The 26,222-nt window shown below is 55.6% G+C and carries 29 protein-coding genes; 14 read left to right on the top strand and 15 right to left on the bottom strand.

Features of this window, described 5'->3' with window-relative positions; all coding sequences use genetic code 11:
* Positions 1 to 18 precede the first annotated feature (18 nt).
* The 3 genes from C8N36_RS02505 to C8N36_RS02515 are packed head-to-tail and all read left to right on the top strand — an operon-like array spanning position 19 to position 2,758.
* Positions 19 to 570: a TRAP transporter small permease subunit gene (locus C8N36_RS02505; RefSeq protein ID WP_097803055.1), complete on the top strand. Its 552-nt coding sequence runs from the start codon at positions 19 to 21 to the stop codon at positions 568 to 570.
* Complete coding sequence (locus tag C8N36_RS02510) at positions 567 to 1,874, top strand: TRAP transporter large permease (RefSeq protein ID WP_097803056.1); 1,308 nt, start codon at positions 567 to 569, stop codon at positions 1,872 to 1,874. The genes C8N36_RS02505 and C8N36_RS02510 overlap by 4 nt, the downstream gene beginning before the upstream one ends.
* Before the next feature lie 11 nt (positions 1,875 to 1,885).
* Positions 1,886 to 2,758, top strand: coding sequence for a dioxygenase family protein (locus C8N36_RS02515; RefSeq protein WP_097803057.1), 873 nt, complete (start codon positions 1,886 to 1,888; stop codon positions 2,756 to 2,758).
* A gap of 69 nt (positions 2,759 to 2,827) precedes the next feature.
* Here C8N36_RS02515 and C8N36_RS02520 read toward each other — a convergent pair whose 3' ends face one another.
* The 6 genes from C8N36_RS02520 to C8N36_RS02545 all read right to left on the bottom strand — a co-directional run bounded on the left by C8N36_RS02520 (position 2,828) and on the right by C8N36_RS02545 (position 8,029).
* Positions 2,828 to 3,676, bottom strand: coding sequence for an ABC transporter permease (locus C8N36_RS02520; protein ID WP_097803058.1), 849 nt, complete (start codon positions 3,674 to 3,676; stop codon positions 2,828 to 2,830).
* An 11-nt stretch (positions 3,677 to 3,687) separates the two neighbouring features.
* A complete protein-coding gene (locus tag C8N36_RS02525; RefSeq protein ID WP_097803059.1) occupies positions 3,688 to 4,545 on the bottom strand; it encodes an ABC transporter permease in 858 nt (285 codons plus the stop codon).
* Positions 4,546 to 5,643: an ABC transporter ATP-binding protein gene (locus C8N36_RS02530; RefSeq protein WP_097803060.1), complete on the bottom strand. Its 1,098-nt coding sequence runs from the start codon at positions 5,641 to 5,643 to the stop codon at positions 4,546 to 4,548.
* Positions 5,644 to 5,710: 67 nt separating this feature from the next.
* The gene (locus tag C8N36_RS02535; protein WP_245910720.1) at positions 5,711 to 6,763 is read right to left on the bottom strand and encodes an extracellular solute-binding protein; all 1,053 of its coding nucleotides are present in this window, start codon (positions 6,761 to 6,763) and stop codon (positions 5,711 to 5,713) included.
* A 198-nt stretch (positions 6,764 to 6,961) separates the two neighbouring features.
* Positions 6,962 to 7,546, bottom strand: coding sequence for a 3'-5' exonuclease (locus tag C8N36_RS02540; RefSeq protein WP_245910705.1), 585 nt, complete (start codon positions 7,544 to 7,546; stop codon positions 6,962 to 6,964).
* Positions 7,547 to 7,585: 39 nt separating this feature from the next.
* Positions 7,586 to 8,029 (bottom strand): MarR family winged helix-turn-helix transcriptional regulator, encoded by a 444-nt coding sequence (locus tag C8N36_RS02545; protein WP_097803062.1) that lies wholly within the window; start codon positions 8,027 to 8,029, stop codon positions 7,586 to 7,588.
* Between the two features lie 120 nt (positions 8,030 to 8,149).
* Here C8N36_RS02545 and C8N36_RS02550 point away from each other — a divergent pair, with 120 nt between their 5' ends.
* The 3 genes from C8N36_RS02550 to speD all read left to right on the top strand — a co-directional run bounded on the left by C8N36_RS02550 (position 8,150) and on the right by speD (position 10,257).
* A complete protein-coding gene (locus C8N36_RS02550; protein ID WP_097803063.1) occupies positions 8,150 to 8,845 on the top strand; it encodes a pirin family protein in 696 nt (231 codons plus the stop codon).
* A 9-nt stretch (positions 8,846 to 8,854) separates the two neighbouring features.
* Positions 8,855 to 9,790 carry a pirin family protein gene (locus tag C8N36_RS02555; RefSeq protein ID WP_097803064.1) on the top strand — a complete coding sequence of 312 codons (936 nt, stop codon included), beginning with the start codon at positions 8,855 to 8,857 and terminating at the stop codon, positions 9,788 to 9,790.
* A gap of 86 nt (positions 9,791 to 9,876) precedes the next feature.
* Positions 9,877 to 10,257 carry an adenosylmethionine decarboxylase gene (speD, locus tag C8N36_RS02560; RefSeq protein WP_097803065.1) on the top strand — a complete coding sequence of 127 codons (381 nt, stop codon included), beginning with the start codon at positions 9,877 to 9,879 and terminating at the stop codon, positions 10,255 to 10,257.
* Here speD and C8N36_RS02565 read toward each other — a convergent pair.
* Genes C8N36_RS02565 through C8N36_RS02575 form a run of 3 tightly spaced genes read right to left on the bottom strand, consistent with a single transcriptional unit; the run spans position 10,254 to position 13,281 of the window.
* On the bottom strand, positions 10,254 to 11,276 hold the full coding sequence (locus tag C8N36_RS02565; RefSeq protein ID WP_097803066.1) for an ABC transporter substrate-binding protein: 1,023 nt from the start codon (positions 11,274 to 11,276) through the stop codon (positions 10,254 to 10,256). The two genes, speD and C8N36_RS02565, sit on opposite strands and share 4 nt — an antisense overlap.
* Positions 11,255 to 12,619, bottom strand: a complete 1,365-nt coding sequence (locus tag C8N36_RS02570; RefSeq protein WP_097803067.1) for a sensor histidine kinase — start codon at positions 12,617 to 12,619, stop codon at positions 11,255 to 11,257. The genes C8N36_RS02565 and C8N36_RS02570 overlap by 22 nt, the downstream gene beginning before the upstream one ends.
* Positions 12,616 to 13,281 carry a response regulator transcription factor gene (locus C8N36_RS02575; RefSeq protein WP_097803068.1) on the bottom strand — a complete coding sequence of 222 codons (666 nt, stop codon included), beginning with the start codon at positions 13,279 to 13,281 and terminating at the stop codon, positions 12,616 to 12,618. The genes C8N36_RS02570 and C8N36_RS02575 overlap by 4 nt, the downstream gene beginning before the upstream one ends.
* Positions 13,282 to 13,380: 99 nt before the next feature.
* Here C8N36_RS02575 and C8N36_RS02580 point away from each other — a divergent pair, with 99 nt between their 5' ends.
* From C8N36_RS02580 to C8N36_RS02610, 7 genes are all read left to right on the top strand, one after another.
* Positions 13,381 to 14,346, top strand: coding sequence for a Bug family tripartite tricarboxylate transporter substrate binding protein (locus C8N36_RS02580; RefSeq protein WP_097803390.1), 966 nt, complete (start codon positions 13,381 to 13,383; stop codon positions 14,344 to 14,346).
* Positions 14,346 to 14,786: a tripartite tricarboxylate transporter TctB family protein gene (locus C8N36_RS02585; protein WP_097803069.1), complete on the top strand. Its 441-nt coding sequence runs from the start codon at positions 14,346 to 14,348 to the stop codon at positions 14,784 to 14,786. The genes C8N36_RS02580 and C8N36_RS02585 overlap by 1 nt, the downstream gene beginning before the upstream one ends.
* Before the next feature lie 11 nt (positions 14,787 to 14,797).
* Positions 14,798 to 16,303, top strand: a complete 1,506-nt coding sequence (locus C8N36_RS02590; RefSeq protein ID WP_097803070.1) for a tripartite tricarboxylate transporter permease — start codon at positions 14,798 to 14,800, stop codon at positions 16,301 to 16,303.
* Positions 16,303 to 17,652, top strand: coding sequence for an acyclic terpene utilization AtuA family protein (locus tag C8N36_RS02595; RefSeq protein ID WP_097803071.1), 1,350 nt, complete (start codon positions 16,303 to 16,305; stop codon positions 17,650 to 17,652). Before C8N36_RS02590 ends, C8N36_RS02595 begins: the two co-directional genes overlap by 1 nt.
* Positions 17,649 to 17,948: a DUF4387 family protein gene (locus tag C8N36_RS02600; protein WP_097803072.1), complete on the top strand. Its 300-nt coding sequence runs from the start codon at positions 17,649 to 17,651 to the stop codon at positions 17,946 to 17,948. Before C8N36_RS02595 ends, C8N36_RS02600 begins: the two co-directional genes overlap by 4 nt.
* Before the next feature lie 90 nt (positions 17,949 to 18,038).
* Complete coding sequence (gene uxaC, locus C8N36_RS02605; protein ID WP_097803073.1) at positions 18,039 to 19,445, top strand: glucuronate isomerase; 1,407 nt, start codon at positions 18,039 to 18,041, stop codon at positions 19,443 to 19,445.
* A 51-nt stretch (positions 19,446 to 19,496) separates the two neighbouring features.
* Positions 19,497 to 20,933 (top strand): mannitol dehydrogenase family protein, encoded by a 1,437-nt coding sequence (locus C8N36_RS02610; protein WP_097803074.1) that lies wholly within the window; start codon positions 19,497 to 19,499, stop codon positions 20,931 to 20,933.
* A 282-nt stretch (positions 20,934 to 21,215) separates the two neighbouring features.
* On the opposite strand, the gene C8N36_RS02620 is transcribed toward C8N36_RS02610, so the two are convergent.
* The 3 genes from C8N36_RS02620 to C8N36_RS02630 are packed head-to-tail and all read right to left on the bottom strand — an operon-like array spanning position 21,216 to position 23,655.
* Positions 21,216 to 21,983, bottom strand: a complete 768-nt coding sequence (locus C8N36_RS02620) for an SDR family oxidoreductase (RefSeq protein WP_097803076.1) — start codon at positions 21,981 to 21,983, stop codon at positions 21,216 to 21,218.
* The gene (locus C8N36_RS02625) at positions 21,980 to 23,017 is read right to left on the bottom strand and encodes a zinc-dependent alcohol dehydrogenase (protein WP_097803077.1); all 1,038 of its coding nucleotides are present in this window, start codon (positions 23,015 to 23,017) and stop codon (positions 21,980 to 21,982) included. Before C8N36_RS02625 ends, C8N36_RS02620 begins: the two co-directional genes overlap by 4 nt.
* Entirely contained in the window at positions 23,014 to 23,655 is a 642-nt protein-coding gene (locus tag C8N36_RS02630) for an enolase C-terminal domain-like protein (RefSeq protein WP_097803078.1), read from the bottom strand. Before C8N36_RS02630 ends, C8N36_RS02625 begins: the two co-directional genes overlap by 4 nt.
* A gap of 227 nt (positions 23,656 to 23,882) precedes the next feature.
* Here C8N36_RS02630 and C8N36_RS02635 point away from each other — a divergent pair, with 227 nt between their 5' ends.
* A complete protein-coding gene (locus C8N36_RS02635; RefSeq protein ID WP_097803079.1) occupies positions 23,883 to 24,380 on the top strand; it encodes a MarR family winged helix-turn-helix transcriptional regulator in 498 nt (165 codons plus the stop codon).
* A 55-nt stretch (positions 24,381 to 24,435) separates the two neighbouring features.
* Here the strand turns inward: C8N36_RS02635 and C8N36_RS02640 are convergent, their stop codons facing one another.
* The 3 genes from C8N36_RS02640 to C8N36_RS02650 are packed head-to-tail and all read right to left on the bottom strand — an operon-like array spanning position 24,436 to position 26,220.
* The gene (locus tag C8N36_RS02640) at positions 24,436 to 25,122 is read right to left on the bottom strand and encodes a DUF1194 domain-containing protein (protein ID WP_370739135.1); all 687 of its coding nucleotides are present in this window, start codon (positions 25,120 to 25,122) and stop codon (positions 24,436 to 24,438) included.
* On the bottom strand, positions 25,109 to 25,795 hold the full coding sequence (locus C8N36_RS02645) for a DUF1194 domain-containing protein (protein WP_245910706.1): 687 nt from the start codon (positions 25,793 to 25,795) through the stop codon (positions 25,109 to 25,111). The genes C8N36_RS02640 and C8N36_RS02645 overlap by 14 nt, the downstream gene beginning before the upstream one ends.
* Positions 25,792 to 26,220 (bottom strand): VOC family protein, encoded by a 429-nt coding sequence (locus C8N36_RS02650; RefSeq protein WP_097803082.1) that lies wholly within the window; start codon positions 26,218 to 26,220, stop codon positions 25,792 to 25,794. Before C8N36_RS02650 ends, C8N36_RS02645 begins: the two co-directional genes overlap by 4 nt.
* Between the last annotated feature and the right edge of the window lie 2 nt (positions 26,221 to 26,222).

Raw genomic sequence — 26,222 nt, forward strand, 5'->3', positions numbered from 1 at the left:
TAAAGGGAGGTCAGTATCATGTTCAAGACCGCTGTTGCTGGCCTTTCAAAGGTCGCGAACGCCGCGGCAATCGCCGCCAATGCCTTGGGAACACTTGTTGTTCTGGCCTTGGTTCTGGTTGTAAATTACGATGTCGTGGCGCGGGGCGTGTTCAGCGCCCCATTCCGCGGTGCTTATGAAGTGGTGCAGTTTTCGGTCGTGTTGATCGTCTTTTTGCAGCTTCCTGATGTTGTGCGCGTTGATCGCTTGACCCGCTCTGACGGGTTCCTCAACGTCCTGCATCACCGCCGTCCTGGATTAACCGCCAGTATACGCCGGATCATCAATGCGATCTCGGCGATCTTTATGGCACTCATTGCCTATATCGTCTGGCCCGAGTTCATCGAAATGTATCACACCAAAGACTACTTTGGCGTGCCGGGCATCTTTACCGCGCCTTGGTGGCCGATCAAGCTGGTGATCGCGGCCAGTGCTACTTTGTGTAGCCTTATGTTCGCTCTCAAAGTCATCTCTGCCCAAGACCGCCCGCACCTTATCCGAGCCCCTGAACATGACGAGCCCAAGACATGACTCCCATTGAAATTGGCCTGATTTCGGTCATTGCCATCGTCTTTTTGATCTATGCGGGTGTCTATATCCCGATTGCGTTGGGCACAGTGTCCTTCATATCGATCTGGTTGATGCGCGACAATTTTACCTTGGCCCTGAACCTGCTCAAGGTTGCCGTGGGCGACAGCGCCATGGAATACAGCTTTGCCACTATCCCGTTATTTACCTTTATGGGGCTCATAGTCTCGAAGGCGGGACTTGGGCGCGATATCTACGAAGTCATGACCATGCGGTTCCGTAAGGTCAAAGGCGGCATTGGTATGGCCACGGTTGGTGCCAACGCAGTGTTCGCCGCTGTGACTGGATCGTCGATCGCTTCGGCATCAGTCTTTACCAAAGTGTCGGTTCCGCAGATGATCGCCCAAGATTACAACCCGCGCTTTGCGGTTGGCGTTGTGGCAGGCAGCTCAGTTCTGGGAATGATTATTCCGCCCTCGGCGATGTTGATCATCTACTCTTTTGTCGCCGAACAGTCGGTCGGGGATATGTTCCTTGCTGGTGTCATTCCCGGCATGATGCTGGCCGTTGCCTATGTCGGCGCGATCTGGTTCATGGGCCGCTTTACCCCCGGTTTTGTCGGCGGGCGTCCTGCCGAAGACTATGAATTGATGTCGGGCCGTGAAATCGCCTCCAAAACCTTGCCGACCCTTGGATTGATCACCGTTGTTCTTGGCGGGATCTATACCGGCTGGCTCACAGCGGTTGAAGCCGGTGCCACCGGAGCCTTGGTTGCCTTGGTTATTGCACTGGTCCGGAGATCCATGTCGCTCAAAGGGTTCTGGGAGGCACTGCTTGAGACCGGTCATATCACGGCCGCGATCTTGTTCCTGATCACTGCAGCCTCGATCTATAGCCGGATGCTGGGCCTTGCTGGCCTGCCCAACCAGCTACAAGACATGTTGGCGGGCAATCAGTCATCCTTCTTTATGATCATGGTCATCTATGTCGTCATGATGCTGTTCCTTGGCACATTGTTGGACACCGCATCGATCATTCTGATCGTGGTTCCGCTGTTCCTGCCTTTGGTCGAAGCGATGGATTTGTCGCTAATCTGGTTTGGCATCATCACCGTTGTTGGCGCGGAAATCGGACTACTGACACCGCCGCTTGGAATATCTTGCTTTGTGATCAAATCGACCCTGAACGATGACCGGATCTCGCTCAAAGATGTGTTTATGGGGGCGCTGCCCTTTGCCTTTGTCATGCTGATCGTTCTGATCATCCTGATCCGCTTCCCGTCACTCAGCCTTGCAATACTGAACTAGGAGACGTTGCCATGCGCGATGTAACTGCCGAAAACATCACCGAAGTCTTCACCGGATACTTTGGCGAAGACACCGATCCGCGTACCCGTGAAATCATGATCTCGCTTGCCCAGCATTTGCATGACTTCACCCGCGAAGTGAACTTGACCCATGATGAATGGCGCAAAGGTCTGGCGATGCTGGAACATGCGGGGCGGATCACAACGCCTGAACGCAACGAATTTGTGCTGTTCTCTGATGTGTTGGGCCTGTCGTCGCTGGTCGATATGATTCACAGCAATCCCGAAGCGACCAGTTCGTCGGTGCTTGGGCCTTTCCATGTGTCCAACCCTCCGCCATTGGCGATTGGCGGCGACATGAAGCGTGACTTCGAAGGACCGGTTTTGCTGGTCGAAGGTCAGGTGCGCGACGTTGATGGAACCCCGATTGCAAACGCGCAGATCGACATTTGGCAAACGGCCCCCAACGGCATGTATTCCAGCCAAGACCCCGGTCAGGACATTCATTCGTTCCACGGATTGATGACGGCGGATGGAAACGGCGATTTCTCTTTCACCACTGTGCGTCCGGTCAGCTACACCGTACCGTCTGATGGTCCGGTTGGTGAATTGCTGGACGCGGCTGGCCGCCATCCTTGGCGCCCGTCGCATCTGCATTATATAGTCACCGCACCGGGCTATAACAGCTTGGTGACTGAGGTGTTCCCCGATGATGATCCCTATCTGGACGAAGACACCGTGTTTGGTGTGCGCAAGGATCTGGTCATGACCTATGAGACACGCAAACCAGAAGAATTTCCTGACGGTTTAGCGCTGTCTGGCACGGTCAACGATCCGTTTTTGTATGTGAAATTTGATCTGATTTTAGCCAAAGGCAGCCTTTGATAGGCGCACACAGGACTTGGTTCAGATTCGGCGGGCCCCCATCTCAGGCGATGGGGGCCCGTTTTCGTATCAGCGTTTCTGAAAGGCGATCATAAGCAGTGCCAAACAGGACGATCCAACCATCAGCAAAAGCGACACGGCATTCAACAAAGGGGTGGACCCCTCTTTGAGGCGGTCGAACATGGCAATGGTCAGTGGTGCATCTGATCCCACCAGCATGAGCGTGGTGTTGAAGTTCTCAAAGCTCATAAGGAAGGCCACAACAAAGGCCCCGATCATCGCGGGTGCCAAATAGGGCAGGGTGATCGTGCCGATAGCAGCCATACGGCTTGCCCCAAGGTTCAGCGCGGCTTCCTCTAGCGTACGGTCAAACTTTTGCAGACGGGCCCCGATCACCAATGTTGCGATGGTGGTGATGAAAGAAAACTGCCCCAAGACAACCAGCCAAAGACCGGGGCGCAATGCCTCTACATCCCAGCCAAACCCATCCCAAAGGCCGTTGGCAACGCGGCTGGTTGAGACAAGGATAGAAATGCCCAATACGATGCCGGGAATGACCAAAGGCAGCAACATCAGCACATATAAAATGCTTTGACCGCGGAATTTGTACCGGTTGAACAAGAATGCATTCGACAAGCCGACACAGATCGACAGGGCGGATACACAAAGCGCCACAAACACTGACGTGCCAATTGCGCGCAGGATTGAACGCTCGTGAAAAACACCGATCATCGGACGTTCGGACCCGAAAAACCAGTTCCATGTAAAGCCTTCCCAAGGCAGGGACGGGAACTGGCTGTCGTTAAAGGCAAAACCGGCGACGACGATCAGCGGTAGCGCGAGAAACACAAAAAATAGAGTGACATAGGCTGCGTAGCTGACGGTCAAAAATTTGGATTGAGGGATTGAAGGGATCATAGTGCTTCTCCTTACCCCATTGTCTTTTCAAGCGATTGTCCGGTCAGCCGAAGCATGCCCCAGACGATCACAGAGGAAAGGATCAGCAACAAGAAGCCAAAGGCCGCGCCCAGCTCCCAGTTGAACCGGACGATGAATTGCGAATAGATCAGTTCGGTAAACCAAAGGCTCTCTTTGCCGCCCAGCATGGTCGGGGTCAGGTAGTTGCCAAGGCACAGCATGAAAACCACGATGCAACCCGATACGATACCGGGCATGGCATGTGGAATGATGATTTCGCGCAAAACGCTTAGCCCGTTGCCGCCCAGATCATAGCCTGCTTCGACCACCTCATCCGCAAGACTTTCAAGTGTTGTGACCAGTGGCACCACCATGAACAGCATCGACGTATAGACAAGCCCAACCATGATTGCAGCATCGTTGTACAGCATCTCAACCGGTCCTGAGGCAAGGCCGACGGATTGCAAAAGGTTCGAGATAATGCCGGTTTCACGCAGCAAGATCATCCAGCCGAAGGTGCGTACCAGCTCTGACACCCAAAAGGGCACAAGACATAGCAAAAACAACGCGGATTGTGTGCGGCCTTTGACCATTTTAGCGATGTAATAGGACACGGGAAACGCGATGAGCAGTGTAATAACTGTCGCCACTACAGACATCACGGCGGTGCGCAAAAAGGTCCACATATAGAGCGGTTCGTTGATAAACGTCAGATAGTTGGCCAGACTGATGTCATATTTTCCAACCCCAACCCGTTCGCGCAACGACACCAAAAACAGATCGATATGGGGGATGAAAATCAATAGCGAAAGCCACAACAATAACGGCGTCAAAAGTAGGGCCAATCCAAACTTGGCATCGCGGCGCATTTACACGCCCCCCGCAAAGCAATTGGCCTGATCGCTGGACCAGCCGATGTGGACTTCGGCCCCTTTGGTCAGGGAGGCGAATTCGCCAGACTGGGGCAGATTGACCTCGACTTCCTCACCGCCCTCAGCACCTTGAACCAGCACGCGGCTGGCGGCACCGTTGAAGAGTAGGGACGTCACATGACCCGATATCCGGTTGTCGAAACTGGCCAGTTCGGTCGCGTTGTGCGCGATGCGAATGGCTTCGGGGCGTACAAAGGCATCTGCTTGATCGCCAATGCTCAAGGCCCGTTGATGCGTGGCACCGCGCAGGGTCAACCCGCTGCTGGTTTGCACCTCAACATGGTCTCCGTTTTGCTTGGTGACGCGGCCGTTCCAGCGATTGCTGTCACCCACAAAGCCAGCCACAAAAGCGGTGTCGGGTCGGTAATACAAATCGCGGGCACTGCCCATCTGTTCAAACCGGCCTTCATTCATTACCGCAATATTGTCGGACATCACCAAGGCCTCGGATTGGTCATGGGTGATATACACAAAGGTGGTGTCAAAGGCGGCTTGCAGCGATTTCAGCTCAACCTTCATCCGTTCGCGCAGTTTCAGATCCAGCGCGCCAAGCGGTTCGTCCAGCAGCAAAACATCCGGTTCCAACACCATACAGCGGGCAATGGCCACGCGCTGTTTTTGTCCGCCTGACAGTTCATCGACTTTGCGGTGCCCAATGCCCGGAAGGCCGATGCGCTCCAAGGCTTCGCCAACTTTGCGGGTGATCTCCTCTTTGGGCAGGCCAGCGCGGCGCAACCCATAGCCAATGTTCGCTTCGATATTCATCATCGGGAACAGCGCCAGATGCTGGAACACCATGTTCACAGGGCGTTTGTTCGGCGGCACATTCAGCACCGATTTCCCTTTGATCTGGATGTCGCCGCTTGTGGGTTCCAAGAATCCGGCAATCATCCGCATGATCGTGGTTTTACCGCAGCCTGACGGCCCCAAAATCGAAAAGAAAGACCCCGGCGGTACCGAAAAGGAAACATTGTCAACGGCGGTGGTATCGTCAAACCGTTTGGTCAAATCGGTGCAATGCAGGTCGGGTGTCATACAGGGTCCTTGAAATAAAGATGCGCCCGCCAACGAGGGGCGGGCGCGTTTTGTACCAAAACAGGGTTTACTTGGCCGCTTTTACACGATCCAGAACACCGCCTTCGATGGCTTCAAGACCGGCTGGAACCGGTGGATACCACTTGATGTTGTCGATCGCTTCGGCAGGGAAGCTGGCCTGATAGCGTGCTTTAAGATCGGCAGACGCAAATTCATCCGCACCTTGGGACGCGGTGAAGTTGCCCGCTGCGGCTGTGATCATTGCGGCCACTTCGGGCTGCATCACAAAGTTGATCCATGCATAGGCCGCATCATCTGCTTTGCCTTTGGCGGGCAGAACAAATGTATCGACCCAGCCCAAAGCGCCAGCGGCAGGAGCCACAAAGGTGATGTCAGGCTTGTCTGCATTCAGCTTCCAGCCGCCAGTATCCCACGCCATCGAGGCCACAACTTCGCCAGAGCGCAGAAGGCCCATCAGCTCATCGCCGCCGCCCCAGTAGGTTTTCACACCGGGCTTACATTCGATCAGTTTTGCCTCAACCTGACCCATGATGTCTGTATAGGCCGCTTCGTCGCCATAGGCTGCAAACGGGTCAAGACCCATCGAGAAAGCGAAACCGATCAGGGTCGGGCGCTTCAGGCGATAGGACACTTTGCCCGCAACGTCGGGGCTGCAAAGATCGGTGTAGTCTTTGACCATACCGGCCATCGCTGTGTCGACAACCAGACCGCTGGTGCCCCAAACATGGGGGACGCCATAAACCGCGTCACCGACCATGGTGTTGCCTTTGGTGGCCTCAAGCATCGACGGGATGAACAAAGATGTATCGATTTTGGACATGTCCATCGGCTTGTAGATGCCGAATTCGGCCTGTGGACCGGCAATGCGGTCTTGGCTGGGCTGGGCCAAATCAAAGCCGCCGCCGCCGGTGGCGCGCAGCTTGGCAATCATTTCTTCGTTGTTGGATTTGGTCACTTCAACGGTGTGGCCAGTCATGTCTTCGAATTTCGCAACGACATCTTCAGGCGCATATCCGCCCCAAGTCAGCAAGCGAAGGGTATCCGCAGACGCAGCGGTTGCACCGGCAATAACGGCAAAAGCAACAGCGCTAGAAAGCATAAGTGATTGTTTTTTCATAATCTTGTCCCTGTTGAGGCACATCGGAAGATGCATCGCCGAAGTGTGGATGCCTTTTATCATTTGGTCAAATAAAAACCGGCCCTGTCACAGAAGTTTCAAGGTTCACCGCCGACTTATCGGGGAAAACCCTGCGGGACGCCTGCATTTTTGGCCATCGTGTGATTTAAGAGCCAAAATTCATATCGGTAAAGACATCTGCGCCTTGATCCGTGTCTGGGCAATCTGTTCAAAGCTTTGGCGGAGCCGCTCTTCAGCCAACATCACAACTTGGGCCGAGGCGCGCGCATCTTCGCCGGCGTCGTGGTGTTTGAAGCTCAGGTTTAACGCCGTTTTCAAATGTCCAAGCCCGTGGCCGCCATTGCCCTTAAACTCTGGCCAAGCTTGCCGGGCGATTTTGACGCTGTCGCTCCAACTCAGGTCAGGTGAGGGCAAGCGATAGGCCTTGCAAGCCGCGCCGATGGCGTTTTTGTCGAAATTGCTATGCTGGACTAAATGGTAAGGCGTTAAAAAGGGCAACAACGCGGACCAGACTTCGGGGAAGCTCGGGGCCTGTGCGACGGTTTCGGGCCCAATGCCATGCAGTTGCACGTTGAAGGGTGCAAAGGCTGTTTCGGGGTTCACATAGGTTGTGTAGCTGTGGATGGAGTTGCTGTGATCAACACAGGCCAAGCCTATTTGGCAGATGCTTGCGCTGGATCCGCTGGCCGTTTCAACGTCCAGCGCGATAAAGCGAAAAGGGCCTTTGGGCAGGTGTTGGTGCATATATCTCATAGGTTGGGGTGGGTTTGCGTTGCGTCTTTGTTACCCGTCTTGGGGCGGTGACAGCAACCCTAGCATGGTGCGAAAGGTTTGCTGCTGGTCAGGTGGCAGTGGTGCAAGAACACGCTTTTCGACCGCTGCAACGTGCACATATCCTGCTGCAAGGCGATCTTGCCCTGCTGGTAACAAGCGCAGGGATTTGCTGCGCCGGTCGACTGGCATATTGCGACGTTCCAATAAACCTTGGTGCACCAGCCGGTCCACCATGCGGCCAAAGGTGCTGACATCCACCGCCAGTTGCTCGGCGTAGTCGCGCTGGCACAAGCCCGGGTGAACGGACAGGCGGATCAGCAACGAAAATTCCCGCAGCGGCAGATTTATGTCGCAAAGTGCTTCGCTGGTCTCGGTCTCGATCCGGCGGGCAAGGTGATGCAACAAACTGCCGATCGGCAAAGGCATGGGCTGTGCGATTTTTGATGTCTTCATTTGCGCACCGTTCCCCTTGGGATGTGATTAATTGATATAATATCAAATGACAGTATTTTGAGTGGCATCACAGTTCAACCTGATTGTTAGGGTGGTTTAGTCCCGCCCAAGGAGCCCACAATGAAATACCTGAGATCAGCCCGATCCCGCGGCCACGCCAACTTTGGTTGGCTCAATAGCAAACACAGCTTTTCCTTTGGTCAATACCATGACCCGGCGCATATGGGGTTCGGCAGTTTGCGGGTGATAAATGATGATCAAGTTACCGCAGGCCGGGGATTTGACACTCACCCTCATGCCAATATGGAAATCATGACTTATGTGACCAAAGGTGCGCTAGAGCATCGCGATTCCATGGGCAAAGCATCAATCATCAAGCCCGGAGATCTGCAAGTGATGAGCGCAGGCACAGGGGTTAGTCATAGCGAATTCAATGCGTCGCAAACCGATCCGGTGCATTTCCTGCAAATCTGGGTGGTGCCAGAAACGCAGGGTTTAAAGCCCAGTTACGATCAAAGGCACTTTGACGATTTGGGCGGGAAATTGCGCCTACTGGCTTCGCGCGGGGGGCGGGGCGGGTCCCTGACCGTGCATCAAGATATTGACCTCTATGCCAGCCATCTGGAGGCAAACGAGACCGCCAACCTACCGCTTCGCGAAGGGCGTGGGGTTTGGGTGCAGCTGGTCAAAGGGGCTTTGGTGGTCAATGATCAGGTAATGCAACCGGGGGATGGCCTTGCCCTGGCCGAAGAAACCCACGTCGCCATCAGTGCCACCCAGGACGCTGAATTTCTACTGTTTGATTTGGCCCTATAGGAGAGCATGATGAGTTGGAACCCTGCGATTGAGCCGCATTGCCCGCAGACTGCGGATGTCGATGCCATTGAAACATTGATCATTCCACGTGCCCGCGATTTGGGTGGATTTGAAGTGCGCCGCGCTTTACCGTCTGCCAAGCGGCAGATGGTGGGGCCGTTTATCTTCTTTGATCAAATGGGGCCGGCCGAGTTTTTGACTGACGGGGGCATCGACGTACGCCCGCATCCTCATATCGGCATCTCGACGGTGACATACCTGTATCAAGGTGAATTTGAACATCGTGACAGCACAGGTGCGCATCAGCTGATCTACCCGGGTGAGGTGAATCTGATGACCGCAGGGCAGGGCGTCACCCATTCCGAACGCACCAGTGAAAAAACCCGCGCGGGACGCAACGCATTGTTTGGCGTGCAAACATGGATTGCCTTGCCGGATGAGCATGAGGAAACCGAAGCCGCCTTTGAACACCACGGTCAAGACGCGCTACCGTTTTTGCAAGGGGAAGGCAAAGAGGTGCGTTTGATCCTTGGCACCGCATGGGGTGAAAAAGCCCCCGCGAACACCTATTCCGAGATGTTCTACGCCGATGCAGTGCTTGCGGCGGGGGCAAAAATCCCGCTGCCTGACGACCATGAGGATCGCGGCATATATGTCGTGCAAGGGACGATCGAGGTCGCAGGGCAAAGCTTTGCGGCGGGTCAAATGATGGTGTTTCGCCCCGGTGACGCAATCACGGTTGCGGCTGGAGAGGCTGGCGCTCGTTTGATGCTTTTGGGCGGCGCGACATTGAACGGTCCGCGTCACATCTGGTGGAACTTTGTGGCCTCCTCTAAGGAGAGGATAGACGCGGCCAAGGAATCCTGGGCGGCTGGGGATTGGGAAAACGGCCGCTTTCACTTACCGCCCGGTGATGACCAAGAGTTTATTCCGCTGCCCAAGTGATGTTGCCAGTTGTGCCAGTCTTGTTTTGAGCGGCCGTGCTTTGTAGTGTGAGGAGGGCCTTTGGTGCCCTTTAGTAGGGACATGTTTTGAACAAAGCGTTTTCAGTACCACCGCCCGCACTTGGCCGTCATCTGCTTGTCGATTTCTGGGAAGCGGGTCAATTGGTCGATCCGGCTCCGCTAAGGCCGGTGTTGGAGCAGGCGGCACAATCCGCAGGCGCGGTGGTGCTAGAGGTGAAGTTGCATGATTTTGGCGATCGGGCGGGGTTTACCGGTGTGGCGCTTTTGGCGGAATCGCATATTTCAATCCACACTTGGCCCGAACATGGCTATGCCGCGATTGACGTTTTTATGTGCGGGGATTGCGATCCGATGGCCAGTATCAATGTGCTGCGCCGGTATTTTGCCCCCCGACACGAAGACCTTCAGGAATTGAAACGCGGCACCCTGATCACTTCAAAACCCTAACGTTGCTCCAGCGAGCTTTCCCAGTTCTTCAAGAAGCTGGCCCGTTTAAGCTGGTCCAGAAACACAAGTAACCCCGGTCCAAAGCGAATGGGCCGCAGGGCTGTGTTGGATTGAAACAAAGCGCTGTCGATTGCAGGCAATCCGGTTGCGTCGATGAGATCGGGCCGCTGATTGTAGGCCAGTAAAAAGTCAATCATAGCCTGCGCGCCTTGTTCGTTTTGAACGGTGGCAGGGATTAGGGCAGTGCGCGACATAACATTGGTGAAATCGCTCATCTCAACGATTTGAAACCCCGGTGTGTCTGCGGCCTGGGCTGCCGCGTAGCTGCCCAGTACATTGTAAGCCAGTGCCAAACGCCCCTCGGCCACATCGCGGATCATATCGCTTGAGCAGCAATACAGCCGCGCGTTCAATCGCCCCATCACCTCCATCAACCGCCAGAAGGCTTCGGAGTTTCGGCTGTCTTGGGTGGCCATCAGGTAGCCAAATCCGGACCGGCGCACATCATAGGTGCCAATTTTCCCATCAAACCGCTGGGGGCTTTCGCGCAGCAGCGCAATCAACTCATCGCGGTTGCGAGGTGTTTCATCCAGCGCAAAAAAAGCGTCCGAGACAACCAGAACCGCAGGCTCTTGGGTAAATGCAAACAGCTGATCCCGCCAATTGGCCCATTCAGGCAGATCGATCGCGGTGGGCTCATAGCGCACGGCGTAACCGTCATTCGCCAATTTTGTTTGCAAATCCATGGCCGAAGAAATGGCCACATCAAAGGATGCCCCTTCATCATAAATCGCAGCCATCAAATCCGACGTGCCGGTAACGGTGTAGTCGATGCTGATGTCGGGATGGGCGGTTTGAAAAGCCAGTAAAACCGGCTCAAACACCCCGAGGTCTGCTGTCGAAATGACCCGTAGCACAGTTTGTTCGTCTTGCGCGGGATAGTGCCGGTGGTCTTCGACTTCGAACCCGTGGGCCGCGCCGGCCATCAGCACCGCTATCAGAAAACCAATGATACGCATGCGCCGCCCCCGTCCGTGTTTTCGCTGATTTCCAAGCGTCCGCCGTGCACACGGGCAACTTCATCCGCGATGGTCAGCCCAAGGCCTGATCCGACCACGTCGCCGACGTTGCTGCCGCGTGTGTAGCGCTTGGTAACTGACGCGGGATCGGCCCCGCCAAAACCGCGTCCTTGGTCTGTGATGCTCAGGCGGATGGTATCGCCGCCGGTCAAACGCACGGTTATATCGCTTTCGGCAGGGGAATATTTGATCGCGTTATCAAGGATGTTCTGCATGGCGGCTTGCAACAAAATCCCGTCGCCTTGAATGGTAACCGGCTGATCCGGCAGGTGCCGGTCCACGGCAATATCCTTCAGTTCTGCGGTGGGATCCAGCCTGTCGCAGGTCTCGTTCACCAAGGCGCGCAGGTCCAACACATCGCGCGCCAGACTGTCAGCCCGAAAGGTCACCATGGCATGATCCAGCATTTGCCCTGCTGAGCGAGAGCTTTCGTCGATTGCGCGGATCATTTCGCGGATAGCTTGCTTGTGCTCGGGTTTGTTTAGCTTGCGGTGGGTGATTTCGGCCTTGGCCCGCACGGTGGCAAGCGGCGTGCGGACGCGGTGCGCGGCTTCGGTGATGAAATCTTCGGTGCGCGAAAGCGATGCACGCAGGCGGCCCATAAAGGAATTCAATGCTTCGACCAAAGGCACCAGTTCTTCGGGTGTTTGGGCCCGTACAGGGCGCAGGTCACCGGGACCGCGCCGAGTCATGGATCCGGTCATGCGGCTGATCGGTGCCAGTGCTGAATTGGCGGCCCAAAGGCTGAGCGCGGTCGCCAAAAGCAAAAAGGCCAAGCCGACGCCGGTGGCTGTCAGCGTGATTTGCCGTGAAATCGCCTCTAGCCCCAGCCGCGTTTGCGCGACAGTGATCACAGCCGTGGCGGCATTGATAGCGGGGCCAACCCGACGGCTCACCGACACGGCGCGCACTTCTTCGCCGCGATAGGTCAAGGTCTCCAGCTGGCGTGCGCCAACCAAGGGCACTGCGGTTGGCAAGGGCAGGTCAGAATAGCCGGTCAAGGTCTGCCCTGCGACGGAGACGTGATAGAAAACCCTGTCTTGGTTTATGGTGCCAAGCATGGACAGGGCTGAATAGGGTAGGTCCAGTGTGACGCCACCGCCTTCACTGCGCAGGCTGTCGGCAATCGCTGTGGCGGACGCGGTCAAAATGTCATCTTGGGTGCCTTCGGCGGCGCGTTCGGCAACACCGCGCACCACCAGAATGAAGACCAGCGACAAAATCGCCGCGACGCCCGCCAACTGGAAAAACAACCGTCTGCGGATCGAGCCGTGCGGCTTCATACGGCGACCATCCGGTATCCCAAACCGCGCACGGTTTCGATTTTTGCTCCGGAACCTTCCAGCCGTTTACGCAAGCGTCCAACATAGACTTCGATGGCGTTTTCGCTGGCCTCATCCGAGAGGGAAAACAACCGGTCCATCAAGTGCGACTTGGAAAAAACCTGACCGGGGGCGTTAAAGAAAACCTCCAAGACACGCAATTCACGGTTGCGTAGTGCAATGGCCTGCCCCCCGAAACGCAGCTCGGCACTGGCCGAATCAAGGGTGGTGTTTGCAAAGCTCTTTTGGTTGTCCGCAGCCCCGCCTTGGCGGCGCAGCACCGCCCGGCATCGGGCCTCCAATTCGGAGAAATCGAAAGGCTTGGTGATGTAATCATCCGCGCCAAGGTCGAGCAATCCAACCCGATCCGACACGGCTGAACGGGCTGTGACCACGATAACTGGCGTGCGTTCACGGGCCTGACGGTGTTTTTCCAAAAAGCTGCGACCATCGCCGTCTGGCAGCATAATATCCAGCAATATCAAATCAAAAGAAGCCACAGCAATCAGGTCGTCCGCCGCTTCAAGCGTGTCGGCGTGATCGACCGCGTGGCCATCGAGCTGCAAACGCTCCACGATATTGGCCGCCAGCTGCATGTTGTCTTCGATCAGCAAAAACCGCATGGCGGAGCCTTTTTCGTCGGGTGACAGGTTCTTGTCAGGTTCAGCGGGTTGTTTGCAAGCATGGGCGGATCAAACCGCCATGTCAAATGGGAGGAAACCATGACAAAACGTCTTTTTAAGGCGCTGATGACGAGTGCCGTTCTCAGTGTAACCGCTACCACAGCTTTTGCCGCTGAGTGCATCGCACCCGCAAACCCCGGTGGTGGCTGGGATTTCACATGCCGCCAGATCGGCAAAATCATGTATGATATCGGCGCTGTCGATAAGCCCGTGCAGGTCACCAATATGGCTGGTGCCGGTGGCGGTCTTGCGTTCAACCACGTTGTTTCGGAACGCGGCGATGACGCGGATCTGATCATTGCGGCTTCGTCTGCCACCTCGACTCGTCTGGCGCAAAACGCCTATGCTGGCATGACCGCTGATCAGGTGCGTTTCGTTGGTGCGATCGGTGCTGATCCCGGCGTGATTGTTGTGGCGGCTGACAGCCCTTATCAGTCCCTCACCGATCTGGTTGACGCGATCAAGGCCGAGCCGGGCAAACTGGCCTTTGCGGGCGGTTCTGCCGTTGGCGGTTTTGACCATATCAAGCCCTTGATGATCTTGCAGCGTGCAGGCGTCATGGATGTCAAAGCGATCAAATACATCGGTGTTGATGGCGGCGCGGATGCGATCACCCAAACCGTTGGCGGATTTACCCAAGCGATGACAGGCGACATGTCTGAAGTTGTTGGTTTCCTCAAGTCCGGTGACGTGCGCGCAATCGCGGTTCTGACCGAAGAGCGTGTTCCCGGTTTTGACGACATTCCGACAGCCAAAGAACAAGGCCTGGATGTGGTCGCGGTCAACTGGCGCGGTCTTTATGTGCCCAAAGACATCAGCGATGACGACTTCAACATGTGGGCCGAGCGTCTGCAAAAGGTTGCGGATTCTGCTGAGTGGCAAGAAGCCATGACAGCGAACGGCCTTGCGCCCTTCACCAAAGTTGGCGGTGATTTCCAAGCCTATGTTGACGGTGTTGTCGAAGAAATTCGCACGTTGTCAAAAGAGATCGGGGTGATCCAGTAATGGCATCTGACCGCATCTTTGGCGCGGTCGTGACTCTGATTGCACTGGCGTATATCGCCAGTGCAACACAGATCCAGACCAGCTTCATGGCCGACCCGGTTGGCCCGAAAACATTTCCCATCATCATCGGTGCTGTGGCCGCGATTTGCGGGATCATCATGACCCTCAAACCCGACGAAGAACCCGAATGGCCCGAACTCAAAACGATGGGGTCGCTGTTGATCGCCGTTGTGGTTCTGGTGGGCTATGCCTACGCGCTTAAACCTCTTGGATTTATCCTTCCGACTGCGGTGACCGCCGCAATCCTGAGTTACCAGATCAACCCGCAACCCGCCAAGGCGGCTGCTGCCGGTGTGGGCCTGTCAATTGGCCTGTTTGTGATCTTTAAATTCGCACTTGGACTAAGCCTGTTCGGGCTGCCCAAGTTTGTGACTGGCTAGGGGCCAAAATCATGGATTTGCTATCTAACCTGGCGATGGGGTTCGACATCGCCCTGTCTCCGTTCACCCTGATGTTGGCGGTGTTTGGCTGTTTTATCGGCACCATTATCGGTGCGCTTCCGGGTCTTGGCCCGTCGAACGGCGTTGCCATTTTGATCCCGCTGACCTTCTCGATGGGCCTCGATGCGACCTCGGCGCTTGTTCTTATGACTGCGGTTTATTACGGCGCGATGTATGGCGGGCGGATCAGCTCGATCTTGTTGAACATCCCCGGTGATGAACCTGCTCTGATGACAACGCTGGATGGTTATCCAATGGCCAAGCAAGGCCGCGCAGGAGATGCGCTGGTGATCTCGGGTGTTGCATCCTTTGTGGGGGCGTTTTTGTCGACCATTGGGTTGATGTTGCTGGCCCCGTTGCTGGCCGGTGTTGCGTTCTTGTTTGGTCCGGCGGAATATTTCGCGCTTTATTTGCTGGCTTTTGCCACACTGGGCGGAATCGGATCAAACAACCAGGCCAAAGCGGCGATTGCATCTTGCATCGGCCTTGGCATTGCAATGATTGGCGTCGACAATAACTCCGGTTTGCCGCGCCTGACGGGCGGCAATATGCACTTGTTTGACGGCATCGACTTCCTTGTTGCCATTGTTGGCCTGTTCGCGATTGCCGAAGTGTTCTTCTTTATTGAAAGCCACGGCAAAGACACGTCGATTGGGGTCAAACTTGATAAAGTTACCATCCCGGTCAGAGAAATAATGGGATCAATGGTGACCATGGTGCGCTCGTCTGCGGTTGGGTTCGTCGCAGGTATTTTGCCGGGTGCCGGGGCTTCGCTTGGGTCTTTCTTGGCCTATATGACCGAAAAATCCATCGCCGGTAAAAAAGGCGGATTTGGAACGGGTGTTGCCAAAGGCGTCGCTGCGCCCGAGGCTGGCAACAACGCGGCCGCTGGCGGAGCGCTGGTGCCGATGCTGACGCTGGGTGTGCCCGGTTCCGGCACAACTGCCGTTTTGCTGGCGCTGTTGATGACGCTCAACATCACCCCTGGTCCCACACTTTTCACGGACCGGCCCGAAGTGGTCTGGGGCCTGATTGCCTCACTGTTGATTGCCAACTTTGTGCTGCTGGTGATGAACGTCCCCATGGTCAAGGTTTTTGTAAAGATCTTGATGGTCCCGCCTTGGATCTTGCTTCCGGGGGTTACAATGGTGTCCTTCGTCGGGATTTACTCCCTGTCGGGCAGCTATTTCGATCTGGTGCTGATGGTTGCTTTCGGGATGCTGGGCTGGGTGCTTCGTAAACTGGATGTGCCGACCGTACCGATCATTCTCGGCATTTTGCTGGGCGGCAACATGGAAGACGCGCTGCGCCGCGCCATGGTGTTGTCGGACGGGGATTGGACCTATTTGTTCAGCTCCGGCATTTCGATCGGGTTGTGGACTGTCGCTGTGCTTGGCTTTGTTGCGCCAATGTTCCTGCGCCGCTACTTGACCAAACCACAAAGGATAACTGACTGATGGTTAAGGTTCTTATCCCGTCCGGGGCGCTTGGTCTCGGATATGACAGGGCGGCGTTGGCGCGCGGAATTGCAGCCAAGCCTGACATTATCGCCATCGATGGGGGGTCCACAGACAGTGGACCCCACTACCTCGGCACAGGTACGTCCAAGTATTCCCGCAATTCAACCAAGGCCGAATGGGCCGAATTGATGGAGGCGCGTGCGCAGGCCGGTGTGCCGTTGATCATTGGCACCGCAGGCACCTGCGGCGCAGATACTGCCGTGGATTGGCTGGTCGAAATCACCCGTGAAATCGCTGCCGAGCGCGGCGAGAGCCTAAAGCTGGCGGTGTTGAAAAGCGGTCAGGACATCGAAGCGCTTGTCCATGCGCTTGGCGCGGGGCGGATCACTGATTTGCCAGCGGCGCCTGAAATCAGTGCCTCCGTTTTGCGCGATTGCACCAATGTTGTGGCCCTTGCCGGGGCAGAGCAAATCCAAGCGGCTTTGGACACCGGAGCAGATATTGTGATTGCGGGCCGCACGACGGATACTGCGATCTTGTCGGCGCTGCCCTTGGCACGTGGCTGTCATGCGGGCGGTGTTTGGCATGGGGCCAAGATCGGGGAATGTGGGGCTTTGGCGACAACCAGCCCCAATTCGGGCACCATTTTGATCGAATTTGATGAAACCGGCTTTACCATGACCCCGATGGGGGCCGATGCCCGTGCGACGCCGCATACGGTTTCGGCGCATATGCTGTATGAAAACTCTGATCCCTATATTTTGTATGAACCGGGCGGACATTTGGATGTGCGAGGGGCCACTTATACGGCCCTTGATGATCGCACGGTTCGCGTCGAAGGTAGCAAATGGGTGGTTTCGGACCGCTATACCGTCAAGCTCGAAGGTGCGCGCCAAGCCGGATTTCAAACTGTCTCGCTCGCACTTGTTCGCGACGCGCGGTATGTCGAACACATCAACGCGTGGTGTGCGGACATTGTCGAGAAATGCGCCGCCAAAGCGCAGGCCCGCGTGGACGGCCAGTTCGGTATTGAACTGCGGATCATTGGTCAGAATGCGACGCTGGGGGAGCTGGATTCTCAGGCGGTTGCAGGCACGGAACTTGGCGTTATGGGCATTGTCACTGCCGAAACCGAGGCGCTGAGCCGCGAAGTTGCCAAGATGCTCAATCCATATTTGTTGCACCATCCGCTGACCGAACAAGAGGAAATGCCGACCTTTGCCTTTCCTTTTTCACCGCCTGAAATGCCGCGCGGTGCAATTTACGAATTTTGTCTCAATCACGTACTGGAGCTGGATGATCCCATGCAGGCTTTCCGCCTCAGCGTCGAGGAAATCAAACCATGACCCGCCTTGTTGATGTCGCCGTCAAAATCAGATCCAAAAACGCGGGCCCCTTTTGGCTGACGGTCGATATTTTTTGCGGATCGGCCGAGGTATTCGATCGGGTCAGCGCTGCGCTCAAAAGCGACGAGGTTGCCAAACTGTTTCAAATGCAAACGGAAAACCTCAAACGGTTTGATATTGCGGATCTCTATGTGGTGAAATTCAGCCTGCCGCGTCCGCAGATACAGGGCGTTCGGGCGGATCGCGATATGCACGGGGCGTCATTTGCGAACCTTTTAGCGGAACTCGTGGTCTAATCTGATCAACCTGCCGCTGCGCTTTGACAATACTGGCAGACTGCCATAACAGTCCTTTTGCGCCCTTAAACGCGACAGGACTAACTGACCATGTCTTTGACAGATCCCGACCGTCTCTTTCCAATAGATGACGCGCTGCGCGGCCTTTCCCGCGCCATTTATGACACCATCAAAGACCTGCCGATCCTAAGCCCGCACGGGCATTGTGATCCTCAATGGTTTGCGAAGAATGAACGCTTTCCCAACCCGGCTGAGCTATTTGTGATCCCCGACCATTATGTGTTTCGCATGTTGGTCAGTCAGGGCGTGCCTATGGATGATCTGGGGATTCCACGTATTGATGGCGGGGCTGTTGAACAAGACCCGCGCAAGATCTGGCACTTGTTTGCAAAGCATTTCAATCTGTTTCGCGGGACGCCTTCAGGCCTGTGGTTGAACCATTCGTTCGAGCATGTCTTTGGGTTTTTGGAACCGCTGACGCCGGATAATGCGGACGAATACTACGACCATATCGACCAGACTTTGGCGATGGATCAGTTCCGTCCACGGGCAATGTTTGACCGTTTCAAGATCGATTGTCTGGCCACCACCGAAGGGGCCTTGGATAATCTGCAATGGCATAAAATGATCCATGACAGCGACTGGCAGGGCAGGGTGATCACCACCTATCGCTCAGATGCCGTCGTTGACCCTGAATTCGAAGGGTTTGTTCAAAACATCGCGCAGTTCGGGGAATTGACTGGCGAAGATATTGCCAGCTATGACGGCTATCTGAATGCGCACCGCGCCCGCCGCGCTTTTTTCCGCAGTCACGGGGCCACGGCCACCGATCACGGCCATCCGACCGCGCGCACCGAAGATTTGCCACACACAGAGGCCGCCGCGCTCTATGCCAAAGCGATTTCGGGTCAGATCACCGCGTCTGAGGCGGATGCCTTTCGCGGGCAAATGTTGACCGAAATGGCACGGATGAGCGTCGAAGACGGCATGACCATGCAAATCCACGCAGGTTCGACCCGCAATCATTCGGCGCAGGTATTTGCCAGCCATGGGCGCGACAAAGGGTTTGATATCCCGCGCCGTACTGACTTTGTGGATGCGCTCAAGCCGATGCTGGATGCCGTTGGGATGGAGCGTGACCTGAACATCTTGTTGTTTACACTGGATGAAACAACATATGGCCGCGAACTGGCCCCTTTGGCCGGTGCTTATCCGGCGTTGAAACTTGGCCCGGCATGGTGGTTCTTTGACAGCCCCGAAGGCATGCGCCGTTTCCGCCAGCTGACAACTGAAACATGCGGTTTCTATAATACCGCCGGTTTCAATGATGACACGCGGGCATTTTGTTCGATCCCCGCGCGGCATGATGTGGCGCGGCGTACGGATGCTGCCTATTTGTCGGAATTGGTTGCCACCGGAAGGTTGGAGGAAAACGACGCCTTTGAAGTGGCACAAAGTTTGACCACCGATTTAGTGAAATCCGCCTATAAGCTTTGATCGTCATTTGGTATACCAAAGCCTGAACGAATTCGCTTTCAGGACTGATCAATGACCAATGCCCCCCGTTTGACCCGCAAAACCACCGCTCCTAAGGCGGGGATTGTTCACCTTGGGCCGGGCGCTTTTTTCCGGGCGTTCAATGCGATCTATAGCCAAGACGCGATGGACCATTCGGGAGGGGATTGGGGCATTGTGGCTGTGTCGCTGCGCAGCCCCACTGCGCGCGATCAATTGCGTCCACAGGGCGGGGCGTTCACCTCTGTCAGCTTGGGGCCGGATGGCGCGGACTACCGACAGATTGAAAGCATCGTGGATGTGTTGGTGGCACCTGAAGATCCGGCGGCCGTTGTGGCAGCTATGTCCGATCCTGCGATCAAAATCGTATCGCTCACCATCACTGAAAAGGGATATTGCCACGCGCCGTCTACCGGCCGCCTGAATCTGGATCACCCTGATATACTGCACGATCTGGCGAACCCCGCCACGCCGCGATCTGCGCCTGGCTTTATTGTGGAAGCACTGGCCAGTCGCCGTGCTGCGGGCACCAAGGGGTTTACTGTACTCAGCTGTGATAACTTGCCATCGAATGGTCATTTGGCCCGTGAAATCATCCTATCTTTGGCGGCGGAGCGGGACAGTGGACTGGCGGATTGGATCGCCGAGAATGTGCCGTTCCCCGCAACGATGGTTGATAGGATCACACCGGCGACAACCGACAGAGATGTCGCCGGTCTGGCGCAAGCGCAGGGTATCTACGATCCTGCTTGCGTCAATCACGAACCTTTTCGCCAATGGGTGATTGAGGACAGTTTTGCCGATGGGCATCCAGCTTGGGATGTGGGCGGTGCGCAGTTTGTGCGCGATGTCGAGGCGCATGAAAACATGAAACTGCGCTGCCTGAATGGCACCCATTCGGCTCTGGCCTATCTGGGGTACCTTGGCGGATATGAGACGATTTCAGACACGGTTTCCGATCCCGCCTATGCCGCGTTTTGCCAAAACCTGTGGGCGCGGGAAATTTTGCCAGCGGTTGAAAAGCCGGAAGGGGAGGATTTGAACGCCTATACAGCTGCACTGCTTGATCGCTATCGCAACCCGTCTATCCGGCACAGAACGTGGCAGATCGCGATGGACGGATCGCAAAAACTGCCACAACGGATATTGGGCACGCTGAGCGCGGGCTTGGCGGAGGGTCGGGACTGTTCGGGATTGATTTTGGTGGTTGCGGCCTGGATGCGTTATGTGGGCGGCGTGGATGAAGCCGGGCAGCCCATCGATGTCAAAGACCCGCTTGCTGATAAATTGCGTGCAGCGTCTGACAGCGCGGTCGATCCCGCGGGCAAGGTCGCGGCCTTGCTGGCGGTAGAGGATGTGTTCGAGGCAGGTTTGGCGGCGAATCCGGAGTTCCGCAGTTCTGTGACACAGGCCTTTGAAGGGCTCTGCGAAAATGGCGCGCGGGCCTGCGTAGCCAAGGCGTTTAGCTGAAAATCCACCACAAAACGGATCCCCAAAACACCACCGCAAAAATCGCGGCGAAAGGCACCCACCATCCACAGGGCATGGGGGGACGGTCAGATTGGCTAAATGTGTCCAGCGTTTTGCGCTGGTGTGTCTTTGCTTGATCGAACTGTATCGGAACAGATGTGGTCACCGTCAAGTCGCCCTCTATGGTCGCAAAAAATTGCCTTCTAGCAACCATAGGGGGTCAGACTTGCCGAACAAGGTCACCTTCTGTTTCAGGTGGTGACGCTTGTTGGCGTCAGTTTATTAACGGCCCATCCAGCCGCCGTCGACCACCAGAATTTCGCCATTCACGTAGTCCGAGGCGCTTGATGACAAGAAGACCGCAGGCCCGCCAAAGTCAGCAGGGGTGCCCCATCGGCCCTGTGGGATGCGTTCCAGAATAGACTTGGACCGCGCCGGATCATCTTGCAAAGCTTGGGTGTTATCGGTTGCAATATAGCCGGGTGCGATGGCGTTGACGTTAACACCTTTGCCCGCCCATTCGTTGGCAAGGGCCTTGGTCAGCTGTCCGATGCCGCCTTTGGACGCTGCATAGCCCGGTACGGTGATTCCCCCCTGGAAGGTCAGAAGTGAGGCGGTGAAGATGATCTTGCCATTACCTCGTGCAACCATGCCCCGGCCAACTTCACGGCTGAGCACGAATTGTGCAGACAGATTGACCTCGATCACCTCATCCCACATTTCGTCGGGATGTTCGGCTGCGGGGGTGCGTGCGATTGTGCCGGCGTTGTTGATCAAAATGTCGGGGGCAACGCCATCGGTTTCCAGTTGTGCCGCAAAACTGCGCACTGCCGCGCGGTCGCTGAAATCGCACTGATAGGCCTTGAACGAACGGCCCAGTGCGGTCACGGATTTCTCAACCTCGGATCCGGTCAGTTCCAATGTGGCCGAGACGCCAACAATATCGGCACCCGCAGCGGCCAAGGCTTCGGCCATGCCGCGCCCAATGCCGCGTTTGCAGCCGGTCACCAACGCGGTCTTGCCGCTGAGATCGAACATGGATTGGGTCATACGTCTTTTCCTACCTTGATTAGGCTTTTCATTGCGGTGGGGCTGCGGTCCAATGCTTCGAACGCGGTCTGAATGTCGTCCAGCGGGGCAACATCCGTGATAAAGGTTTCGGCATCAACACCGCCACTGGCGATGATCGAAATGGCCTTTTCATAGTCAACAGGTTCATAGACCCGAACACCGATCAGTTTGAGTTCGCGCCAGAAGAACTGGAACATGTCTACTGTCGGCTTTTGGGCGTGGATCGCCACCATAACAATGCGTCCGCGGGTTGCGGCCACAGTGGTCATTGCGTCAACGCCGGGTTGGCTGCCTGACACTTCAAAGACAACGTCAGCGCCTTTGCCACCGGTGCGTTCATTGATCGTCGCGGCCAGATCGACTTCAGCGGGGTTGACGGTGTCAAAGCCCATCTTTTGTGCAATGGCCAATCGATTCGGATTGACTTCGGAAATCACCACATTGCCGCCCGCATCGCGCGCGACCATGGCAACCAGAACTCCGATAGGGCCGCCGCCGATGACAACAACATCTTCACCGCTTTGCAGTTCGGACAGGCGTACATCGTGGCAAGCCACTGCGACGGGTTCGATCAACGCAGCGTGATCAAGACGCATATCGTCGGGTAGGGTGTGGACAGTATGGGCAGGCACAACCCAGATTTCTTGCATAGCACCATCGGTATCGATGCCGAGGAACTTTAACTTGTGACAGATATGTGTGTGGCCCGCATCGCAAGCTGGGCAATCACCGCAGTGATCCAGTGGGCGTACAACGACTTGCTGGCCAAGCGACACGCCTTCTACGTTTGCGCCAATGGCTTCGACCACACCAGACATCTCATGCCCGATGATCCGGCTTTCTCCGACGCGGGCGTCCATATTGCCGTGATAGATATGCATGTCAGTGCCGCAAATCCCGCAATAGGCAATGCGGATTGCGATTTCATCGTCCTCCGGCAGGGGGGAGGGGGCGGTTTCGACAACAAAGCTTTTGTTGCGGCGGTAATAGGCTGCGTTGATAGTTTCGCTCATGCGTGATGCTCCTGATGGGCGGCGTTCAGTTTAATCCAGTCGAATGTAACCCATGTTCCGGATTCGGAAGGGGCCACCGCCATGTGGTTTTCGACCACAAGCGGACGGGTGGTGTATTGATCAATGGGAAGGCCATGGACTTCGATCCAACCGTTTTCGGGTCGGGCCGAAACCAAGCTGATGTGGAATTCTTGCTTGTCGTTCGAACAAAGGGAGATGCCACCGCAATTGGATGCATCGGGTCGGATGTCGCTTTGTCGGCCATCCGCAAAGGCATTTTCGCATTCTTGGCGTTTGTGTAGGTATTTATCCATGGCGAACGGAATGCCGGTTGTATCTGGAATTTGTCCGAAGCCTTTGGTGTCGTCAAAGAACGTTGGCTCTTCGAAACATGTGATGCTGCAGTCTCTGACGACTTCATCAACTCCGTGCGCATAGTTTGCGCCGTTTATCGCGGCAAACACCCACCCGCCCTTGCCGGCTTTATGGATGCATCCGGAGCGGGTTGGTCCATCTGTCTGGCGAATCACTGCGGTCTTCAGTCCAAAATGTGTGTGATCGCCATGTTTTTCATCGTTCAGGGCCTCTTTTAGAGGCACATCAAACACTTGAACATCGATTGAGATGATCTGTGGCATCCAGTTCCCCCGTTTCTTCTCCTGCTAATTTGGTATACCATTTATTAATGCTGCGCAATTCTGGTATACCATTTTGCGGAAATTTTCGATTTCGGTAAGAAACGACGGGGTTTACGTTAATACTTGACCAAATTAGATCGCATTTTCACGGTCTTCGATGCGGTTTAACGCAATATTGGTTTTTTTCCTCAAATCTCCGCTAGAGCTACACAAAGGCGGAGAAAGATATGAGCATTCATTCGTCCATGGATAAAACGTCCGATCAGGGCTTCATGGCGAGCTACCTAGATGCATTGGGACTGGTGGAACGACTTCACCGGCTTCTGCTTGATGTAATCAAGGATGAGTTCGAAAGACTGGGGATTATTGATGTGAACGCAGTGCAAGCGCTGTTGCTGTTCAACATCGGTGAAAACGAAGTAACGGCAGGCGAGTTAAAATCGCGCGGCTACTATCAGGGCAGCAATGTCAGCTACAACCTGAAGAAGCTGGTTGAGATGGGATATATGCATCATCAGCGCTGCGAGATTGATCGCCGGTCAGTGCGTGTGCGGTTGACGCAGCGCGGGCGCGAAATTTGCGAGATCGTCAACGAGCTGTTCCTAAGCCATGCAGATGGTCTGCAGAAAAAGGCAGTTCTGAGCATCGAAGGCATTGATGACATCACCATGTCACTGCGCCGGGTCGAACGCTATTGGACTGACCAAATTCGTTACATCTACTAAGATGTTTTCGTCCCATGCAGAGATCTGTCACAGAAACGGGCAGGGCAGGGGCGCATTATGGATTGCGAGACAAGACCAGAACGGTCAACTCGCGTTTCAGTTTGCGGATCATCGCCGTTTGGTAATCTTCAAATCCAAGCGCGGTTTCAACAAAGGCGTCCGCGCCCTGAATGACATAGGTCTGAAAATATCCGGCTAGGGCTGGGAGTTCAGTTTCCTGACTATTTCCCCCAATGACCAAAGCATTTATCACGACCCCTTTCGGGTGAATATCTTGTGGCCTTGGCCCGGTGTTTGACATGCCGTCCCCCGAGATGTCCAAGACGTGACGCCAGCATTCGGGCTGGGAGTGCAGCAGTGCGCCGCCAAATGATTTTGCGCGCCCAAGCGCGGTTGAAGGCTCGCTGATTTTTCGCTGGCTGCCGCGCAGGATTTCGGCGGAGCGCCGCAAGTCGTCGGGTGATCCAATCTCGGTCCACTCTAGCAAAAGCCGCTGGGCCGACGGCCCGCTCCATTCAAACACGGCAATACGCGCGGGAACTTCGGGCATTTGCATAAAAGCGGTTTCAACTTCGGGGTCTGTCAACGCCGCCGCCAGACCATCCAGCTGCAAGCGATATTCTTTGGCGTCAACCGAGCCGGATACATCGAGACCCAACGCCAGTGCTTGACGGCATTTTGCTGCTGCACCACTGTTGGCGCACAAAGTGGCCACTAGTAGGCCGGTTTTAATCCAGTGCAAAACCCGCATCTCCAACCACTCTGCTTTCGATTTCCCGGTACAATTTGCGCGTCATTGCCCGTTCATAACCTTCATATCCGGCTGAGGTTTCCAAAAACGCACCGGGGCCGCGCAACACCTCATATGTGAAATGATCCACAACATCAGGATCAGCCCCGAGAACGGCCAGCGCATTCACAGTGATTCCGTCGAATGGGAAATGCTTATACGCAAGGGCAGGCCAGAACCCGTCATTGGTTATTCCATCCCCGGATAGGTCGATAACTTTGCGGTTACAGGGCGGAGCCTTTGCCATCAAACCGGCACCAAACCCCAAGGCATAGCCAAGGGCCGTCGGAAAACGGTGATTGGATCTTTTGGCCGTACGCAGATGATCAGACGCAGCCATAATATCAGCCGTGCTGCGGAGCATAACCCAATCCAAAACCACAACAGATTGACGGCGGCCGCTCCACTCATAAACCGCCAATGCAATGCCGCCATTCCCTAAAATAGCGGCTTTGACATCTTCGGATTGCAGGGCGGCGGCTAATCCGTCGCGCTGCAAAATGTATTCGTTTTCGTCCACGGACGACGACACGTCTTGGGCCAGAACCAGCGCCAGCGGGCAGGTTTGGGCTGCGACCGCAAGCGGCCACAGTGCAAAAACGGATGCCAGCGCCGTGCGGATCACCAGTGGCCTATATTTTCCATGTCGGTCCAAGGGGCCGCGGGTTCCAACGCCTCACCTTCTTGAAGCAGCTCGACGGAAATATTATCGGGCGAGCGGACAAAGGCCATACGGCCATCGCGGGGTGGACGATTGATCACAACACCGTTGTCCATCAGATGCTGGCAAGTCTCATATATATTTGGCACGGAATAGGCCAAATGCCCGAAATGGCGCGAATCCGACGGAAGCTCATCATCTCCGTCCCAGTTGTATGTCAGCTCGACCGGGCAGTCTTCCTGTCCTTCAGGGGCCAGAAAAATTAAAGAAAAGCGCGCTTGGTCATTGTCATAGCGACGGGTCTCTTTGAGACCCAAAAGCTTGTAGAACGCCATAGACGCGTCCAGATCCTTGACCCGAACCATCGTGTGCAAATAACGGATACCCATTT

The sequence above is a fragment of the Pelagimonas varians genome, assembly GCF_003208435.1.
Lineage (GTDB): Bacteria > Pseudomonadota > Alphaproteobacteria > Rhodobacterales > Rhodobacteraceae > Pelagimonas > Pelagimonas varians.

Coding starts and splice junctions, on each gene's coding strand:
- C8N36_RS02600 (WP_097803072.1), top strand. CDS start 17,649: ATGACCCGCCTTGTTGATGTCGCCGTCAAAATCAGATCCAAAAACGCG.
- C8N36_RS02595 (WP_097803071.1), top strand. CDS start 16,303: ATGGTTAAGGTTCTTATCCCGTCCGGGGCGCTTGGTCTCGGATATGAC.
- C8N36_RS02535 (WP_245910720.1), bottom strand. CDS start 6,763: ATGCTTTCTAGCGCTGTTGCTTTTGCCGTTATTGCCGGTGCAACCGCT.
- C8N36_RS02575 (WP_097803068.1), bottom strand. CDS start 13,281: ATGCGGTTTTTGCTGATCGAAGACAACATGCAGCTGGCGGCCAATATC.
- C8N36_RS02630 (WP_097803078.1), bottom strand. CDS start 23,655: ATGCCACAGATCATCTCAATCGATGTTCAAGTGTTTGATGTGCCTCTA.
- C8N36_RS02555 (WP_097803064.1), top strand. CDS start 8,855: ATGAGTTGGAACCCTGCGATTGAGCCGCATTGCCCGCAGACTGCGGAT.
- uxaC (WP_097803073.1), top strand. CDS start 18,039: ATGTCTTTGACAGATCCCGACCGTCTCTTTCCAATAGATGACGCGCTG.
- C8N36_RS02540 (WP_245910705.1), bottom strand. CDS start 7,546: ATGCACCAACACCTGCCCAAAGGCCCTTTTCGCTTTATCGCGCTGGAC.
- C8N36_RS02530 (WP_097803060.1), bottom strand. CDS start 5,643: ATGACACCCGACCTGCATTGCACCGATTTGACCAAACGGTTTGACGAT.
- C8N36_RS02545 (WP_097803062.1), bottom strand. CDS start 8,029: ATGAAGACATCAAAAATCGCACAGCCCATGCCTTTGCCGATCGGCAGT.
- C8N36_RS02510 (WP_097803056.1), top strand. CDS start 567: ATGACTCCCATTGAAATTGGCCTGATTTCGGTCATTGCCATCGTCTTT.
- C8N36_RS02525 (WP_097803059.1), bottom strand. CDS start 4,545: ATGCGCCGCGATGCCAAGTTTGGATTGGCCCTACTTTTGACGCCGTTA.
- C8N36_RS02565 (WP_097803066.1), bottom strand. CDS start 11,276: ATGCGTATCATTGGTTTTCTGATAGCGGTGCTGATGGCCGGCGCGGCC.
- C8N36_RS02620 (WP_097803076.1), bottom strand. CDS start 21,983: ATGACCCAATCCATGTTCGATCTCAGCGGCAAGACCGCGTTGGTGACC.
- C8N36_RS02635 (WP_097803079.1), top strand. CDS start 23,883: ATGAGCATTCATTCGTCCATGGATAAAACGTCCGATCAGGGCTTCATG.
- C8N36_RS02585 (WP_097803069.1), top strand. CDS start 14,346: ATGGCATCTGACCGCATCTTTGGCGCGGTCGTGACTCTGATTGCACTG.
- C8N36_RS02505 (WP_097803055.1), top strand. CDS start 19: ATGTTCAAGACCGCTGTTGCTGGCCTTTCAAAGGTCGCGAACGCCGCG.
- C8N36_RS02590 (WP_097803070.1), top strand. CDS start 14,798: ATGGATTTGCTATCTAACCTGGCGATGGGGTTCGACATCGCCCTGTCT.
- C8N36_RS02520 (WP_097803058.1), bottom strand. CDS start 3,676: ATGATCCCTTCAATCCCTCAATCCAAATTTTTGACCGTCAGCTACGCA.
- C8N36_RS02610 (WP_097803074.1), top strand. CDS start 19,497: ATGACCAATGCCCCCCGTTTGACCCGCAAAACCACCGCTCCTAAGGCG.
- C8N36_RS02650 (WP_097803082.1), bottom strand. CDS start 26,220: ATGGGTATCCGTTATTTGCACACGATGGTTCGGGTCAAGGATCTGGAC.
- C8N36_RS02580 (WP_097803390.1), top strand. CDS start 13,381: ATGACAAAACGTCTTTTTAAGGCGCTGATGACGAGTGCCGTTCTCAGT.
- C8N36_RS02625 (WP_097803077.1), bottom strand. CDS start 23,017: ATGAGCGAAACTATCAACGCAGCCTATTACCGCCGCAACAAAAGCTTT.
- C8N36_RS02515 (WP_097803057.1), top strand. CDS start 1,886: ATGCGCGATGTAACTGCCGAAAACATCACCGAAGTCTTCACCGGATAC.
- C8N36_RS02550 (WP_097803063.1), top strand. CDS start 8,150: ATGAAATACCTGAGATCAGCCCGATCCCGCGGCCACGCCAACTTTGGT.
- C8N36_RS02570 (WP_097803067.1), bottom strand. CDS start 12,619: ATGAAGCCGCACGGCTCGATCCGCAGACGGTTGTTTTTCCAGTTGGCG.